This is a genomic window from Dyadobacter sp. HNCC25DJ185, assembly GCF_056895195.1.
In genome coordinates, this window is the sequence record NZ_JBXHAR010000008.1 from 1 (window position 1) to 17095 (window position 17095).

General features: G+C 43.4%; 19 protein-coding genes. 7 read left to right on the forward strand and 12 right to left on the reverse strand.

The genetic code is table 11. From position 1 onward, the window contains the following. Positions 1–57: 57 nt before the first annotated feature. The 5 genes from AC1XUF_RS22260 to AC1XUF_RS22280 all read right to left on the reverse strand — a co-directional run bounded on the left by AC1XUF_RS22260 (position 58) and on the right by AC1XUF_RS22280 (position 4643). The gene (locus AC1XUF_RS22260; RefSeq protein ID WP_483344048.1) at positions 58–1674 is read right to left on the reverse strand and encodes a tail fiber domain-containing protein; all 1617 of its coding nucleotides are present in this window, start codon (positions 1672–1674) and stop codon (positions 58–60) included. Between the two features lie 163 nt (positions 1675–1837). Further along, entirely contained in the window at positions 1838–2641 is an 804-nt protein-coding gene (locus AC1XUF_RS22265) for a TIGR02757 family protein (RefSeq protein ID WP_483344049.1), read from the reverse strand. Beyond that, positions 2628–2840 (reverse strand): hypothetical protein, encoded by a 213-nt coding sequence (locus AC1XUF_RS22270; protein ID WP_483344050.1) that lies wholly within the window; start codon positions 2838–2840, stop codon positions 2628–2630. The genes AC1XUF_RS22265 and AC1XUF_RS22270 overlap by 14 nt, the downstream gene beginning before the upstream one ends. 18 nt (positions 2841–2858) lie before the next feature. After that, entirely contained in the window at positions 2859–3854 is a 996-nt protein-coding gene (locus AC1XUF_RS22275) for a LysM peptidoglycan-binding domain-containing protein (RefSeq protein WP_483344051.1), read from the reverse strand. Positions 3855–3857: 3 nt separating this feature from the next. Then, entirely contained in the window at positions 3858–4643 is a 786-nt protein-coding gene (locus AC1XUF_RS22280) for a DUF4905 domain-containing protein (RefSeq protein WP_483344052.1), read from the reverse strand. 54 nt (positions 4644–4697) lie between these two features. Here AC1XUF_RS22280 and kdsB point away from each other — a divergent pair, with 54 nt between their 5' ends. Both kdsB and porX read left to right on the forward strand, forming a co-directional pair. Beyond that, positions 4698–5438 (forward strand): 3-deoxy-manno-octulosonate cytidylyltransferase, encoded by a 741-nt coding sequence (gene kdsB, locus AC1XUF_RS22285; RefSeq protein ID WP_483344053.1) that lies wholly within the window; start codon positions 4698–4700, stop codon positions 5436–5438. 161 nt (positions 5439–5599) lie between these two features. After that, a complete protein-coding gene (gene porX, locus AC1XUF_RS22290; protein ID WP_483344054.1) occupies positions 5600–7165 on the forward strand; it encodes a T9SS response regulator signal transducer PorX in 1566 nt (521 codons plus the stop codon). Positions 7166–7231: 66 nt separating this feature from the next. Here the strand turns inward: porX and AC1XUF_RS22295 are convergent, their stop codons facing one another. Further along, positions 7232–7909, reverse strand: a complete 678-nt coding sequence (locus AC1XUF_RS22295; protein ID WP_483344055.1) for a cell division ATP-binding protein FtsE — start codon at positions 7907–7909, stop codon at positions 7232–7234. Between the two features lie 27 nt (positions 7910–7936). Then, a complete protein-coding gene (fsa, locus tag AC1XUF_RS22300; RefSeq protein ID WP_483344056.1) occupies positions 7937–8593 on the reverse strand; it encodes a fructose-6-phosphate aldolase in 657 nt (218 codons plus the stop codon). 280 nt (positions 8594–8873) lie between these two features. Between fsa and AC1XUF_RS22305 the strand changes: the two genes are divergently transcribed. Both AC1XUF_RS22305 and AC1XUF_RS22310 read left to right on the forward strand, forming a co-directional pair. Further along, the gene (locus AC1XUF_RS22305) at positions 8874–9575 is read left to right on the forward strand and encodes a tetratricopeptide repeat protein (RefSeq protein ID WP_483344057.1); all 702 of its coding nucleotides are present in this window, start codon (positions 8874–8876) and stop codon (positions 9573–9575) included. Between the two features lie 83 nt (positions 9576–9658). Continuing rightward, positions 9659–9988, forward strand: a complete 330-nt coding sequence (locus tag AC1XUF_RS22310; protein ID WP_483344058.1) for a transmembrane 220 family protein — start codon at positions 9659–9661, stop codon at positions 9986–9988. On the opposite strand, the gene AC1XUF_RS22315 is transcribed toward AC1XUF_RS22310, so the two are convergent. After that, on the reverse strand, positions 9989–10756 hold the full coding sequence (locus AC1XUF_RS22315) for a biotin--[acetyl-CoA-carboxylase] ligase (protein ID WP_483344059.1): 768 nt from the start codon (positions 10754–10756) through the stop codon (positions 9989–9991). A gap of 43 nt (positions 10757–10799) precedes the next feature. Here AC1XUF_RS22315 and rsfS point away from each other — a divergent pair, with 43 nt between their 5' ends. From rsfS to AC1XUF_RS22330, 3 genes are all read left to right on the forward strand, one after another. Further along, complete coding sequence (gene rsfS, locus AC1XUF_RS22320; protein WP_483344060.1) at positions 10800–11183, forward strand: ribosome silencing factor; 384 nt, start codon at positions 10800–10802, stop codon at positions 11181–11183. A gap of 73 nt (positions 11184–11256) precedes the next feature. Further along, a complete protein-coding gene (gene ftsH, locus AC1XUF_RS22325; protein ID WP_483344061.1) occupies positions 11257–13314 on the forward strand; it encodes an ATP-dependent zinc metalloprotease FtsH in 2058 nt (685 codons plus the stop codon). Positions 13315–13407: 93 nt separating this feature from the next. Next, positions 13408–14355: an aldose epimerase family protein gene (locus tag AC1XUF_RS22330; RefSeq protein WP_483344062.1), complete on the forward strand. Its 948-nt coding sequence runs from the start codon at positions 13408–13410 to the stop codon at positions 14353–14355. Here AC1XUF_RS22330 and AC1XUF_RS22335 read toward each other — a convergent pair. The 4 genes from AC1XUF_RS22335 to AC1XUF_RS22350 are packed head-to-tail and all read right to left on the reverse strand — an operon-like array spanning position 14352 to position 17085. Next, positions 14352–15437 carry a nucleotidyltransferase domain-containing protein gene (locus AC1XUF_RS22335; protein ID WP_483344063.1) on the reverse strand — a complete coding sequence of 362 codons (1086 nt, stop codon included), beginning with the start codon at positions 15435–15437 and terminating at the stop codon, positions 14352–14354. The two genes, AC1XUF_RS22330 and AC1XUF_RS22335, sit on opposite strands and share 4 nt — an antisense overlap. Next, the gene (locus tag AC1XUF_RS22340; protein ID WP_483344064.1) at positions 15430–16356 is read right to left on the reverse strand and encodes a serine kinase; all 927 of its coding nucleotides are present in this window, start codon (positions 16354–16356) and stop codon (positions 15430–15432) included. The genes AC1XUF_RS22335 and AC1XUF_RS22340 overlap by 8 nt, the downstream gene beginning before the upstream one ends. 18 nt (positions 16357–16374) lie before the next feature. Then, on the reverse strand, positions 16375–16815 hold the full coding sequence (locus AC1XUF_RS22345; protein WP_483344065.1) for a lasso peptide biosynthesis B2 protein: 441 nt from the start codon (positions 16813–16815) through the stop codon (positions 16375–16377). Between the two features lie 3 nt (positions 16816–16818). Beyond that, on the reverse strand, positions 16819–17085 hold the full coding sequence (locus AC1XUF_RS22350) for a PqqD family protein (RefSeq protein ID WP_483344066.1): 267 nt from the start codon (positions 17083–17085) through the stop codon (positions 16819–16821). Positions 17086–17095 lie beyond the last annotated feature (10 nt).

Below are 17095 nucleotides of genomic sequence, written 5' to 3' on the forward strand. Positions count from 1 at the left end.
AAAGGAGGTCTCGGTAAGAGCCTCCTTTTTTGCTTTATCACCTGATCCTGACGTTAGTTACTTAATCACCATTTTCTTAGCACCATTGCTTTTGCCGTCTGTAACCAGGTCATATACAAAAACGCCGCTTTGAAATTCACTGGCCGAAATGTTCAATGCACCTTCTCCCCGTTCGCTAACAGGATAAGAATTAACCTTCACGCCATCAACGGAATAGACATTCAGAACTGCCTCTTTAACCGTCTGGGGAATGAAATACTTGATGGAAGTTTGCTCGGAAAAGCCGTTAGGGGCATTTTGTTCGAGAATAACCCCATTCTCATTAGGCTCGCCGGTTTGACGCGCGGCAGGATTCCCTGTTAAAGATTTAGGGGATCCAGTCGCAACGATTCGTTCCAGTTGAGTTAGCCGTTTAATCAAATCTGCCATTTCCGTGGCTAGCTCCTGGATTTTTTGCTCTTTTTGCTCGATGATTTCTTGCTGTTCTTTCACGGAATTGATCAACATGTACGTAACAGCATTTGCATCGTAATCCAAATATTCTGTCTGTTTACCAGTTGAATCCTTATAAACGAAGGTACCAATCGTATAAGGCGCTATTTTCTGCATATCCTGTGCAATGATACCGACAAACTTCTTTGTTGTTTTTATGCCCGCCTCTCCGTTATAGGAAAACCATACCGGCCGGATTTGCTTCAAAAGAGACAATCCGTCATTATAATCTGAGATATCCTTTTTTAATCGTCTGTCGGAAGACACCGTCCAAGTAGAATTACCAGGCTTGGCAGCCGACTCCGTGCTTAAATGCAACTGATAATTTGGCATAGAAACCCCAACACCGACCCTGTCCACAGGCCTTCCTATTACAATACTATTGGATTGGTCCACCGTAACGCCATATCCTATTGCCGTTGAATAGCTTACATTAACGCCTCCGTCCGTTAGTGTGCCCAAGAACGTATTGTAGCTGCCGCTTGTATTGCTAGACCCTGATAAATATCCCAGAAACGTATTGTACTCACCTGTTTTGTTATTAACGCCTGATTGAGAGCCATAGAAAGAATTATAACTGCCGGTTTCACCATAATATCCAGAGTGAAATCCAAAAAAAGAATTTTCTTTGCTATCCTTGTTATAAGTTCCGGCACCCATGCCCGTGAAGACATTATGGGTTGATTTATTATTGAACGCTCCCGCTGATCCTTCACCAATAAATACATTACCATCTCCATTTGCCAAGGTTCCGACAAATCTTCCCAACATGACATTTGAATGCCCGGAGCCCTTCCCGGCAACTTCATCCCCTATCAGAACATTGTAATTACCTTTATACTCCTGACCACTATACGCCCCAATGAAAACATTCCCGTTGCCGCCTTTTGTTTTTCCCGAATGAGTCCCTACATAAACATTGTGCGAATTTCCGTCATTAGCGTAGCCACTGTAATACCCCAAGAACGTATTATAATTTCCTGATACGCTGGTTTGTCCTGCGCTCTTGCCAACGAAAGTATTGAAAGATCCAATATTCATGTTTCCTGCCAAAGCCCCAATAAAAACACGATCTTGCCCGCTTGTACCAGCGTTGGCCCCGTATTGCGTTTGAGCATTCACCTGCCGGAGTGAACAAGCCAACATCATGAGCACCCCAACTGTTTTGTACCATTGTTTCATATTGATCTATGATTAATGAGGCAAAACGCCTCGTTAGTAATGCATCAAAGATGAAACTTCGCAACTTCAAAAAGCCGCAACAATGAATGAATGGTCAGCAGAAATGAACAATCGGAAAGCCCTTTTTACAAATCACAAATACTTCTAAATGAAGAAAATAGCATTACTTCGCAAAGCCCTCAATTCCCAATCCAAATAGTGCGAAATCATATTTGACAGGGTCGGCTGGATCAAGAAGTCTAAGCGAAGCAGTGAGTTCTTTTGCGGTTCGCCAATCGGTAACAGGCCTGGTAATCAATCCCAGAAGCCTGGCGACACGGTCGACATGCACGTCGCAGGGACAAACCAGCTGTGAAGGTCTAATGTTGTTCCAGATGCCGAAATCCACTCCTCTATCGTCTTTGCGCACCATCCATCGTAGAAACATATTCAGACGCTTACAGGACGACTTCCTCAATGGTGTTGCAATGTGCTTGCGGGTTCTGGCTGGAAAGTTTTCCGAATTGCTGAACATGTCGTGAAAGCCGATCAACCCATTCTCAATGGTTTCATCAAAAACATTAACATGGGTGCAAAACGCAAATTCCAGAGACTCTTGCTTCCGGTAATACTGCTGAAAAAAATGAAGGAAATAAAGCGTGTCCGTAGCGTTAAACGTCCGATGCTTGAAATTCAGAAAAGCCTTCAAATCGCCTTCCTGGTAATTTAAGATGAAATCATAAGGTGCATTGTCCATCAACTCGGACAGTTCCAGGCATTTACTGATAATGGTTTTTCGCTGGCCCCATGCTAAAATAGCTGCAAAGAAACCCATGATTTCTATGTCCTGCTTTACAGAAAAACGGTGGGGAATGCTGACGGGATCAAATGGAATAAAATCGGGCTTGTTATATTGTTCGGCCTTTTTCTCCAGAAGATCTACGATATAAGGGGAAATATTTGCGGCCTCGCCGTCAATGCTTGGCATGGCTACCTCCGAACAGGTAGGCCAATATTCTTGAAATACCCGAAAAAAACATAACGATACCTGAAAACAGGAATGTAAAAATGGCAATGAACGGATACAAGATTGTAAACATTACACTCCACAATTTATAGCCAGTTGTATTTTTGAGCTCTGCCCTCTCCTCTTCTCTTTTTGAACGGAATTCCGGTGCGTGTTTCATATTATTTTGTTCATTCATTTATTCAAGATAACTCACTACCGCTCTGAACCTTTTACTATTTGGAGATACTTTCTCAAATGCTCTGGAAGATAATTTAATAACAATGTCGTCATTAATACTGGTATCCGGTATCCGGCCTATTATCCTTACAATGATTTTCTCCTGATTATACTCGTTAAGCACTTCCACCAAAGCGCCTATTGGCGCTGTCCTGTGAAGTCCTAAAAATTTGCTAGTACTTTCGTCTGATTCAATCACTTCTGCCAGCCCTGACTCCGACTTTCTCTTTCCCCTGACTACCTTCGGAGGCGCTACTTCCTCCACAGGCTTCAATACTTTATCAGGAACGACCGCTTTTGCTTTAACTGAGTCTTTGACAACCGTAGATGCCACTTTGGGAGCTGGCGGCACCACGACTGCAGCCGGCTTTTCAAGCCCCTTTTCACTTACGATCAATTCCTGACCATCTTTGAGATTATCATCCGTGAGGTTATTCCATTTTCGCAGGTCTGCCATTAAAACACCGTATTTGACTGCAACCCTGTAAAGTGTCTGTCCAGGCTCAACTTTATGAATTCCATTTGCCGGTGCTGCGACAGTTGCTCCTGCGGTAGGAGCAGATGTGATAGGTGCAGAGGAAGCAACAGCCGGAGTATCTGACACGGGCTTTAAATCTTTGATCTCTGCCTTCTGGAGTTCTTTCTTCTCTTCCTTTTTGGGTTCCTTTGTATCCTTTTTAGAAGATTTGGCTATATATGGTACCCTGATTGTCTGTCCAAACTGAATCTGATCGCTCATTCCAGGGTTCGCTTCCCGAAGGGCCTGAATGGTCGTCCCATATTGCCTGACTACAGCAAACATGGTTTGTCCCTGGTTCACTTTATGCAGGATGAAAATCTTCCCTCCTACCTTTTCGACTCCGACAGAATCTACAACATTTAACTCCCCGCCCCGGGCCCGCGCTATTCCTGACAACAATCCTGCCATAAGGGCCAGGCAAAAAATATATCTCATTTATTATGAAAGCGTTAAACTCGAAAACTCATTATTATTTTTAAGATATACCAGCGTCGACGCTTTCAGAATCATTGTTGCACGGCCCATTCCTTCACGCTCTTCTGACAGCTTCTCGTGTAGAACCGTTTCCATCTGATCCGTTACGATGAGGAGGTATTGCACTGTTTTATCTTGATCGTAAATATAGTAAGAAAAGATCATATAGGGCCGTAACTCCAGATAATCGATGCCTTTTGCAACATGTCCTCCGGCTTTATTTTCAATAAATGACCGCAGCTTTTCAAAATGGGCATTGCCTTCCATGTAACGAACCGGTTCTTTTAAAATTATCCGGTTTTCGGGAGCCGATATGTCCGAAGTGGGGGTAAACTTCTTTGAAACAATGTCATATTGCTTTTGCTGCAGCTTGTCACCCGTTTTAGTCGCTAAGTCAAGTGTGTCCCGACTTAGTGATTTAATTAAAATGTGATTAGGTATGATGTCTTCACATTGACCGCTCTCACCTGAAAGAATCAAAAGATCTGTTGGTTCGGGAATCTCAGGAAAGCGATAATGATGCAAATACATGCGCCCATGTGAAAAGGCCGTCAGCGAAGTCCACCAATTTGCCTCTGGTGGCTGTACCTGCCATCGGACGGTGCAGGTTTCAGTACTTAAGATCGCGAACGAAACGGTCTTTTTCAACCCATCGCGTAACTCTATGGCCCACAGATCACTCTCAGGGTCCGTGTCAGGAAGTATCCGCCAGATATTTTGTGAAAACCTGTGTGAAATGAGTTTTTGCAATTTTTTAGCTTTATTTTGAAACAAAATTACATTGATCAGACAAACAACAACCTCGTGCGAATATTAGGAATTATCCCTGCCCGATATGCTTCTACCCGTTTCCCCGCCAAAGCCTTAGTAGATATCGGCGGCAAAAGTATGATCCGCAGGGTGTATGAACAATCTTTAAAAGCTAACCATCTGGATCACTTAATTGTTGCGACGGACGACAAAAGAATCCTTGACCACGTGCTGGATTTCGGGGGAAATGCGGTAATGACCTCCTTAGACCATCATAGTGGCACCGACAGATGCTTTGAAGCCTTCAGTAAAACAGAAGGTCAATTTGATTATGTAATTAATATACAGGGCGACGAGCCGTTCATTAGCCCCGAACCAATAGAACAACTGGCGGGAGTACTTGATGGCGAAACAGAGCTTGCAACACTGGTTAAAGTAATTGATCAAGATGAAATTCTGTTTAACCCCAATGTACCTAAGGCTGTTTTGAACAAAAGAAGCGAAGTCATGTATTTCAGCCGACAAACAATCCCTTATTTGAGGAATGCAGAGGAGCAAAACTGGCTTCATTCGCACGTATTTTACAAGCATATCGGAATTTATGCCTACCGTGTGGACGTACTTGCCGAGATCACCAAACTATCCGTTTCCTCGCTGGAAAAAGCGGAATCGCTGGAACAACTTCGCTGGCTGGAAAATGGGTACGCTATCAAGGCAGTCATCACTTCCGACGATTCTCACGGTGTGGACACGCCCGCCGATCTCGACAGGGTAACCAAAAAATTTCTGCTTTAAAAGCCCTGAATGGTATGCATTTTTTAGCAGCGTGACAACGTATATGAGTTCGTCGTGTATTTCTTAAAAAACGTTAAAAGGGTTATTTTTATACCTCCTCTTTCGATTGGGGCGTTACCCTTGCATCTATTTACTAATTAACATTTTGAAAAAACAGCCTTATGCAATACAACATCCTTTGGGCCGATGATGAAATAGATCTTCTCAAACCACATATCATGTTTCTGACCAATAAAGGTTACAGTGTGACCCCGGTAAACAGCGGGGCAGACGCTTTGGACCGGATTGAAAATGACAGATTTGATATCGTTTTTCTGGATGAAATGATGCCTGGTATGACAGGGCTTGAAACGCTTGCGCAGATCAAACAGCAGCAGCCCAATCTTCCCGTAGTGATGATTACCAAGAGTGAAGAAGAACATATCATGGAGGATGCGATAGGCTCGAAAATCGACGACTACCTGATCAAACCACTGAACCCCAACCAGATACTCCTTTCCGTTAAGAAAATCCTGGATAACAAGAGGTTAGTAACAGAGAAAACCACACTGAGCTATCAACAGGAGTTTCGAAACCTGGCGATGCAATATCAGGATCGCATCGGACATGAAGAATGGGCTGATATTTATAAAAAACTGATCTACTGGGAACTGGAGCTGGAAAGCTCGGAAGATCAGGGTATGGCGGAAGTTTTCAGTATGCAAAAGAGTGAAGCCAACGCCAACTTCTGTAAGTTCATTGAAGACCAGTATGAAGACTGGTTAAATGATCCCCGATCCGACAAACCTATTCTTTCACATCAATTGATGAAGCAAAAGGTTTTCCCGCATCTTAAAGGTTCCACCGAACCGGTTTTCTTTTTATTGATAGACAATTTCCGCTACGACCAGTGGAAAATGATCCAGCCTATTTTACAAGAATATTTTAACATTGAAGAAGAGTCATCTTACTACTCAATTCTCCCAACAACTACTGGATATGCGAGAAACGCGATATTTTCCGGTCTGATGCCCAGTGAGATGGAGCGCAAGCATCCGCAATGGTGGGTTAGTGACGAAAATACACCTGACGGTGAAGAGGGCCTCAACAATCACGAACATGATTTTCTTCAGAAGCAACTTGAAATGAACCATTTCAATATCAAGTCTTCTTATCACAAAATTCTTAACACGAACCAAGGAAAGGCGCTGATTGACAATTTTAATAACATGCTGAACAACCAGCTAAATGTGATTGTCTACAACTTTGTGGACATGCTTTCCCATGCACGGACCGACGTTCAGATGATCAAGGAATTGGCACCGGACGAGGCTGCTTACCGGTCTATCACGAAATCCTGGTTTCAGCATTCGCCCTTGCTGGATTTTATTAAGAAAATAGCAGAAAAGAAATGCCGCCTCATCCTGACAACCGATCATGGAATGATCCGGGTCCAAAAACCAGTCAAAATCATCGGATACCGGGAAACAAACACCAATCTCCGTTACAAGCATGGCAAAAACCTTGGTTTTGATGATAACCATTTAATGGTGTGCAGAAAACCTGAACGTATTTTCCTGCCAAAGCCTCATGTTTCGACTTCCTATGTATTCACCAAGGAGGACTACTTCTTTGCATATCCTAACAATTATAACCAATATGTAAACCTTTACAGGGATACATTCCAGCACGGCGGGGTGTCTTTGGAAGAGATGATCATCCCCATTATCGACATGAAAGCGAAGTAAGCAAATCGTTTATAAGCAAAAAGAGCGAAGCTTTCGCCTCGCTCTTTTTGCTTATAAACGATTTGCTTAACTAATTGTGACGCTTCCGTTTTCACATTTTAAAACACGCGCTGGAAAACGTTTCAAAAAATCGTGGTTGTGGGTAGCCATCAAAATGGCTGTACCGGCGTTATTGATTGTCCTGAAAACCTGCATGATCTGGTCCCCAACCTCGGGATCAAGATTACCCGTAGGTTCATCTGCGATTAGTATAGCCGGTTCGTTCAACATAGCGCGGGCTATAACTACCCTCTGCTGCTCACCTCCTGAAAGCTGATGTGGCATCCGCTTCTGAGCGGTGCCCAATCCAACCTGCATCAAAACCTCCGCTATTCGTTTAGAGATCTTGGCCTGCTGGTCCCATCCAGTTGCACGTAATACAAAAGACAGGTTATCCTCCACAGAGCGGTCTGAAAGCAATTGAAAGTCCTGAAACACAATGCCAATTCTCCGCCTCAGAAATGGAATATCCACCCTCTTGATGTTATGCAATTCATATCCAGCCACTTTGGCAGAACCTGTATGTAACCATAAGTCCGCGTAAAGTGTTTTTAAAAGAGAACTCTTTCCACTACCCGTCCGACCGATCAAATAAACAAACTCTCCTTTGCTGATCTCAAAATGCACGTCGTTCAAAACAGGCCTTTCTCCCTGATATATATCTACCCTATCCAGTACGATTATTGGCTCCGCTGACTCAGTCATAAGATTTTAGGAGGTGCTCAGAATAAATTATGAATTTCCTTTTTTGTAATCAGCTAGAAATTTTTCAAGACCAAGGTCGGTCAATGGATGTTTCAACAATGCTTCCATCACACTCAGAGGTCCTGTCATCACATCAGCCCCAACCTCAGCGCACTGAATCACATGCATCGGGTGGCGAACAGAGGCAGCGAGAACCTGGGTATCGTACCCATAATTTCTGTAAATAGTTAATATCTGCTCGATCAACGCGATCCCGTCAGTAGAAATATCATCCAGGCGTCCAATGAAGGGCGAGACATAGGTTGCTCCTGCTTTCGCTGCAAGTAAGGCCTGTCCCGGAGAAAAGATCAGTGTACAGTTGGTACGAATGCCCTTTCCTGAGAAATATTTCAGCGCTTTTACGCCCTCTTTGATCATTGGGATTTTAACAACAATCTTATCATCAATCTCAACAAGTTCCTCTCCTTCGCGGATCATGCCTGCCAGGTCAATTGAAATAACCTCTGCACTAACGTCACCGTCCACAATATCACATATCGCTTTATAATGACGCATGATGTTATCCTTACCGGTAATTCCTTCCTTAGCCATTAACGATGGATTGGTAGTAACACCATCTAAAACACCCAGTGCCTGTGCTTCCTGAATATCATTCAGATTAGCTGTATCAATAAAAAATTTCATATCGGAAATGTATTGGTTAGAATTTCCACAAAAGTAGAAAACCCTGGTCAAAAGCAAAAAGAAAGAGTAGAATACGACGGGAAGGGAATAAAAAAAGGCAAACCGAGAATCTCACCGCATCGACCACCTACCCTTGCTTCCGTCAGGACCTGGGGGATTCGGAAGGAGCTGGTAGTTCCGATTTGCCGGTGCAAAGATAAAGACATTTTATTCACAAAAAGAAAACATTCATTTAACGTTTCAGGTTACTTTTGTGCGAATCAACTAGAAATGAGCCAGTATGCCCCGTTTATTTTTCCTATTTTTTTTATTTCTCCCACTTGCCTGTTCCCAATCCTCTGACGCTTTTTTGGTAAAGGGCAAACAATTAATGAGGGAGGGAAAAACACGTGAAGCGATCGAATTTATTAATAAAGCTATTGAAAAAAATACCGCTAACGCCGATGCATTCAATCTTCGTGGAGTTGCCTACTATGAATTAAAGGAATTCCCCAATGCACTTCTTGACTTTGCCCAGGCGATCAAACTAGAACCTGGCTCTTATCGCCCATATTTTAACCGCGCGTTGCTTTACAAGGACGAGAATCGTTTAGACTCCGCATTCTCCGATTACAATAAATCCGCAGCACTAGCGCCAGACACGGCGGACATTTTCTTGAACAGGGGGCAGCTCATGGTGATGATGGACAGGCCTCAGGAAGCAATTGTTGATTTCGAAAAGGCGACAAAACTAGATGAAAACAACAAACACGCTTGGTATAACCTCGGGAATACCTATTACCGGATAAAGGATTATAAAAAGTCGATCTTGGCGTTTCGGCAAACGATCAAATTGGACGGCCAGAATGGCAAGGCCTTTTATGGCCTCGGCCTCGCTCAATGGAATGATGGCGAAAGGGACCTTGGATGCACAAGCCTGAAACAGGCTCTTAATCTCGGATATCAGGATGCGGTGTCGGCATTGGCAAGCTCTTGTCCATAATACTAGAATTTTGATCTGGCTAAAAGTAAATTTCAATCAGGTCAGGACTTATTAACCTATAATTTCCCAAAACCTCTTACCCTATGAAGCTATTTAAAATTGTTTTCGGAATCATATTCATTGTATTTGCCTACCTTCAATACAATGACCCAGACGCCGGTATCTGGATTGGGATTTACAGTTTTGCCGCTTTGGGATGTTTTATGAGCATCCGGGAGCTATGGCCAAGCTGGGTTTTTTATGCGCTGGCCGCCGGGTATCTGATTGCAGCCGTGCTACAATGGCCGCCGGAATTTGAGGGGATTTTCTTTGGGGAAACTGCAATGAGAAGCCTCAACATCGAACTGGCTAGAGAATCACTTGGCTTAGGAATATGTGCTACTGTAATGGCGATACTTGGGAAATGGGGTTAATTAGGTTATCAACCATTCTATCTCTTTTAAACCAACTTCGATAGTTTGGTCGCTGCCAGTCAATCTGAGGACCAATCGTCCTTGTGGTGTAACATCTGCTACCTCCCCTGTATGCCTTTGATTGTGAACCGAGAACATTACAGGCAAGCCATATCCATAAAGGTGGCTCAGATATTCTTTCCGGATCGATTGACTTGTTGAAATACCCGTTAGCCTGACATAGAACGCGTCCAATATCCTGACTAACTTTTGAAACTCCTCTGTCAGGATGTTCAATTTCCCGGTTTCTTTGACGAGCGAGGTCGCTCTTGCGTTTCCAAAATCTGATTGATTAATATTCACCCCTATGCCTACAATCGAATGAACCAGCTTGGTGCCCTGAACAGAATTTTCAATCAAAACACCGCATATCTTCTTTTTGTTGACCAAAATATCGTTTGGCCATTTTATCAAAACGTTCAGTAAATAATCAGCGACATATGCCCTGATGGCAAGCGCAACTATCTGGCTGATTAAAAACTGGTCTGCAACCGGTAAAAAATCGGGTTTAAGTATCACTGAAAATGTCAGATTTTCCCCTGGACTGGCAATCCAAGTTGTCCCTCGCTGACCTCTTCCTTGGAGCTGATTGTCTGTTATGACAATGGTACCTTCGCTGAACAAACCCGCATGCACTATTTCAGCCGCAATGTCGTTTGTAGAGTGACAAGATGGCAGATAGACAACTTTTTTACCAATTATTAAGGTATCCTGTATAGAGTTGTACAATTTTTTTGCTTTACTTTAGGGTTTAGAAAGGAATTAACTACGCATGAAAGAACGCAAAAATAAAGAACTATCCTCAAAAGATCTCTCCGAGCTAGTTGCTAAAGGAATGACAGAAAAGAAAGGCTTGGACATTGCAATTCTCGACCTCAGAAAAGTAAAAAATTCAATAACCGATTTTTTCGTGATTTGTTCGGGGAATTCCGACACACAAATAGATGCTTTGGCCAGTTCGGTTGAAGACGAAGTTTATAAAATTTCCAAAACAGAACCCTGGCAAAAAGAAGGAAAGGCGAATGGAGAATGGATTTTAATTGATTATGTAGACGTTGTAGCGCACATTTTCAATAAAGAACGCCGTAAGCATTACGATCTGGAAGAACTTTGGGGAGATGCAGAGGTAACATACCTGGAAGATTCCATGGTATAAAGGCCTGGGTGGTTGAACATTGGCCACGCCTGGAATGTTGTTTAATATATTTCCTCTTAATTAAAAACACAGAATGTCCGAAAACGATAACAAAAGAGGGCCTCTCAGTCCTAAAAGTCCTCAAAAGGGATATCAGGGCTGGATAATAGCCGCTCTGATTGCCACTATATTAGGGATAACTTACCTCAACAGAACATCAACCATTCGCGAAACCACCCAGAAACGTTTCGAAAAAATGATGGCCGATAAAGAAGTGGAGCGGGTAACCATTGTCAATGACAAGTCAGTAGAGGTAACTCTTAAACCAGAGGCATTAAAACTTGATAAATACAAGGTCGTAGCGAAGGAGAACAATTATTTCGGCGGAGAAAGTGCGTCGCATTACCAATTCCAGGTTACATCTGCCGAAACATTCAAAAAGGACTTTGACAGGATGCAGGAAAAGGTTCCTGATGATGATAAAGTCCCGTTTGTGGTAGATACCCGCAACGATTGGACCAGTTTCCTTGGAACCTGGGGATTTTTCATTGTGATGATTCTCGTGATGTACTTTATACTTGGTAGAATGTCAGGGGGTGTAGGCCCAGGTGGTCAGATTTTCAACATTGGCCGTTCGAGGGCGACATTGTTTGACGCAGAGAACAAAGTAAAAATCACCTTCAATGATGTGGCTGGCTTGGATGAAGCTAAAGAAGAAATCAAAGAAATTGTAGAATATCTCCAGAGTCCGGATAAATTTAAAAAGCTAGGAGCCAAAATTCCAAAGGGTGCATTGTTAGTAGGCCCTCCGGGAACTGGCAAAACCCTGCTGGCTAAAGCAGTTGCAGGAGAAGCCGGAGTTCCTTTTTTCTCGCTTTCAGGCTCCGATTTTGTTGAGATGTTTGTGGGTGTTGGAGCTGCGCGCGTACGTGATTTGTTCAAACAAGCTAAGGAAAAAGCACCGTGCATTATATTCATTGATGAGATTGACGCAGTAGGACGTTCGAGAGGGAGGGGTGCAATGCCAGGATCTAATGACGAGCGCGAAAACACATTGAACTCTCTACTTGTTGAAATGGATGGCTTCGCAACCGACTCCGGCATCATCATCGTAGCTGCAACGAACCGTCCCGACGTACTGGATCCGGCTCTTCTTCGTCCAGGTCGTTTCGACAGACAAATATCTGTTGATAAACCAGATGTAATAGGTCGTGAAGCGATTTTCAAAGTGCATTTAAAACCGTTGAAATTATCCACTGACGTTAATATTCAAAAACTGTCTTCTCAAACTCCAGGTTTCGCTGGTGCGGAAATCGCGAATGTGTGTAATGAAGCTGCTCTAATTGCAGCACGTCGAAATCGTGACGAGGTGACCATGCAGGATTTTCAGGATGCAATGGACCGAGTAATTGGAGGACTTGAGAAGAAAAACAAATTGATCTCTCCCGAAGAGAAGCAAATTGTGGCTTATCATGAAGCAGGTCACGCGGTAGCAGGGTGGTTCCTTGAGCATGCTGATCCATTGGTCAAAGTTTCAATCGTGCCTCGTGGTGTTGCAGCGTTGGGCTATGCCCAATACCTGCCGAGAGAACAGTATTTGTATCGGACAGAACAATTATTTGATGAAATGTGCATGACCCTCGGTGGACGTGCAGCGGAAGATGTTGTTTTTGGAAAGATTTCTACCGGAGCTTTAAGTGATCTTGAAAGAGTCACAAAAGTGGCTTACAGCATGGTTACCATGTATGGTATGAACGACCGAATAGGCAATATTTCTTTCTACGATTCAAAGCAAAGCGATTACGCATTTACAAAACCGTATTCAGAGTCCACTTCACAGGCGATAGATGAAGAAGTTCGCAAGCTTGTGGATCAGGCTTATCAGTTTGTTAAGAACCTGCTGATGGAAAAGCGTGCCGCATTGGAGGTGTTAGCCAAAGAGCTGCTTGAGAAAGAAATTTTATTCCAAAGTGATCTGGAAAAGCTGATAGGCAAGCGTCCATATGAGAAAGAAACCAGTTATCAGGCTTATATCAATCGTAGATCAAACGAAGAGGCGGCCATCCACGAAGAGGTGGTAAAGCAAACTTTGGAAAAAGATCGTAAAGAAGAAGAAATGGCCGAGGCAGAAAAAGACGCCTCGAACGAATAACGCTCTAAATGGGAATAATTTCGGATAGCCGGGCATTAATGATTGTCCGGCTATTATTTTTGCCAAACATTTAAAATGCAAATTCCCTAAATCATGCCTTTTGAACTATTTAAACAACAATTTGGCGAGTTGACAGAATACGTGATACAAGAAAACGTAAGTGGCAACCGATGTGTAATTGTACCAGAGTTAGGCGGAATCGTCCGTCAACTCTCGCTTCGGAAAAATGTGACCCTATTTTCCGTATTGAAAAGCCCGTCTACCCCCAAATCCCTTATCGAAGACACGCAGAGTGCCGGAGAGCTGCTTTTCCCCTTCGCAAGCCGTATTCCGGATGGCAGATACCAATTTCTGGGGAAAGAGTACCAGCTCATTAAAAATGAAACAGGCAACTTGAACGCAATTCATGGCCTGGTTCGCAAAAAGAAGTTCCATTTAGAGGAGCAAATGATCCATTCCGACCACGCTTCAATTAGGCTTTCTTATACGATCGACAACCCGGAAGGATATCCTTTCAGCGTCCATTTTACAGTGAAATACTCTTTACATGAGGACGGCAGATTCGTACTCGAGTATTCCGCAAAAAACAATGGAACAACATCCTGTCCTGTCATGTTCGGTTGGCATCCTTACTTCCGGCTCGGTGACGAATTGGTTGATGCATGGAAAATAAGTATCCCCTCAAGCCAAATTGTATCGTTTGATTCCAATCAAATTCCCATAGGAAAAGAGCCATTCTTTCTTGAAAAGCCTACATTACTTTATCGGAAGGCGTTTGACAATTGCTTCATTGTTGACGGTGACAATACGCACGTAGTAACCGAGCTTATTTCAGAAAATCAGCATGTGACATTGCGGATTGATCAGGAGGCAGGCGAAGGGAAATTCAACTACCTGGTCATATATACGCCACCTGCCAGGGACTGTGTAGCGATTGAGCCATTGACGGCTAATGTAGATTCTTTCAATTCCGGTGAGGGGTTAAACATTCTTGCACCAGGAAAGACCGTTGAGGGGAAAATCACATTAACGCTAGCTTAGCGATTTTGACGATACCAACGTCCCTTGTGGAGGATAAGCCTCCAGTGACTGAGATATTTCATATGATCTGCCACCACGCGGCCCTTTCCGGACAAACCATCGTGCATGGCCAGGCTTTGCTTGAAATATGGCAAAGTGGAGTTCGAGGGTTGCGCCGGCATGTTTTCCCAGGTCATTACAAGTGAAGAAATGTCCAACTCCTCCGATATCTTCGGCCACTCGGGTTTCCACGGCATACCCAACGATTTGAGTATGCCCAGACTCCAGATTAACAGCCTGTAAAAACCTTTTTCATTTGTTAAACGGGACACTTTTTTCCAATCGACAACATGGCCGTATCTCTGCATAAAGGCAGCAAAATCAGCAATGTATTTCAGGCTGGCCCATCTTTCTTTACCTCCATGATGCACAAGCAATAGCAAAAACTGATATTCATCCTCAAAGCCGGTCAGTTCACCTTTGGCAATAGAGTACGTTTTACCATATTGTTCCCACTCGCTATCCGGAAAGTCGAATCCCAAGCGTGGGTATGCTACTTGCCAATGAAGTTCAACGACTATGGAATCCAGCTGTCTATCCAGCAATACATGGTAATCCGTCTTAAAAAAGGAATTCCTGATCGCAGGGTCACTGAGTAAAAATTGCCTGTACTTGTCGGGAAAATATCCTCCTTCAATTTTGAGCAACTCCAATGCTTTGGGAAAATCGTGAGGCGAAACTAGCAAGTCAATGTCTCCTGCCTCTCTATGACCCACATTTTCATATAACCATTGCGCCCAAAGAATCCCCTTATATGCAAAACAAGGGATATCATTTTCTTTAAAATGATTAGAAATACGCAGAACCTCGCGGGCAAGCATCAGGTTGACAATGCTTATTTTTTGGCATTCCGCAGACAACGATTCTCGAATGCCGATATCCAGCCGAGTATTGTGGAGAAAAGAAAGCAATTGCGGCCGTATCCTATGGTATTTCAGCAGGCTGTCCAGTTTTTGCCGGTTCAGATTGTCCCCTGAGCACTCCGCCTTGATGCCGAGACATGCCGCAATCAGTAGAGATAATTCAGGAGAAGGTCTATTCATGAATGCCCGTTTTTTCAAAATGCGAGACACTTTCAGCTACCCATCGTTCCAGGTTCTCAAAACCCTCTGGTCTTCTTTTCAGCCACATTTCCGCTGATTTTGCGCATCCAATACTTTGCATAAAGTGTCTTTTTAATGCGTTGGCATTTAAAAGGGCCAGCGGTAGCGGAAAGTGCTTAAGTATTTGGGTGGGAATTTCTACCGCATTCAATATCCGCAGGGATTTCCTGTTCCTAGCTTTATGAAGAAAAAATACCTTGCCTAATTTCACCTTTCCTTGCGGGAACGTGGATTTGGGCTGGTAAGCAAATTTATTAACTCCTTCGCTAACCGGCTGAAGACCAGTTCTATCATAGCCCAGGCCGCTCACCGTTTTGTCCCATATTTTTAATTGAGGATATGCAGGTAAAAGATATGGTATTTCGTTCCGGTCGAACTCGATTGCGGTGAGATCGTCGCTCAGCAATCCACAGCCCGCTTTTATGAACGCTGCGGCGGTGGTTGATTTTCCGGCCCCGGGATCGCCGATGAAGCACCATGCCTCATTCCCTACCAATACCGAACTGGCATGCAAAAGGAAATATCCTTTTTGAAACAATATTAATCCCAATGCTTCACTTACCGTAAACAAGCTTATCAAGCTCGGATCTGTGCAAGCCGGAGAAACCAGCAATGTATGTCCCCCCGTTGCCTTAAATGATGCAACATTCTGCCAGCGAAGAAAGAAGTTATGCTCTCCTTCTTTTGCGAAATCAGCCCTGATACCTCTCCTGAAAATATGTGTTTTTTTGACATCAGGTAAGCTGAATGTTTCCTCCTTAATATAGAGATCAATTTGGCCTGCAGTATTTCCGTCGCTCAATTCAGGAAGTGGAATGTCAGAACTGATATTCAGCCCAAAGGCCTTGTAAGAAAACATGTGTGTCATTTATTTAAATCATTCCCAAACCCAAAGTCTCTGATATGAAACGGTCTTAGGCCAATCACCGATGATAATACTGCCGTTTTTTTCAACCCAGGCATGCGCTTCAAACTTCTTTTCGGGATTAATTTCAACCCCTATTTCCAGAGTCAGCGACGACATTTTTCTTAAAAGATATTTAGCAGCCAATGCCCGTGGCAGGCATAGTAATTGGAATGGAAGCAGGTTGGCTGCTGTATCTACAGCCCAAACGATTTGTTGAACTTGTGCTTGGGAAAGCTCCTTTTCACCTTTAGAGGTTGTTAACCAATGAAATACTTTTCGAAATGTTGGAAACGGTAATAGTACAAGTCCGGCTTTAATAGTTAAAAGGCATGTGGCAGCTTTCAGAAAAGTTAATTTTTCGGAAAGGGATAAATCCCTCCATCTGCCCATATACTTTCCAATTCTTCCCAATACTTATCTGATTATTTCTACCAATTTCTCCGAAATCAGATCCCTAAGCAATCCGCCTATATCCGTTTTGCAAGTGTCAGCGTCAATATCATATTCATTTCTAACAGCCTCGCAAAGAGATTCGATGGTCTGCGGTCCAGTTTCTAGCCTGTCCCAAATCAAGACACCTACTTCGTCCAGGCCGTAATATGCGCCTTTTTGATAATTTAGAATGACAGTTTCGCCTGCAACTTTTGACGATATCTGATCGGAAGTTAACTGATACTTCATAGGGTAACTT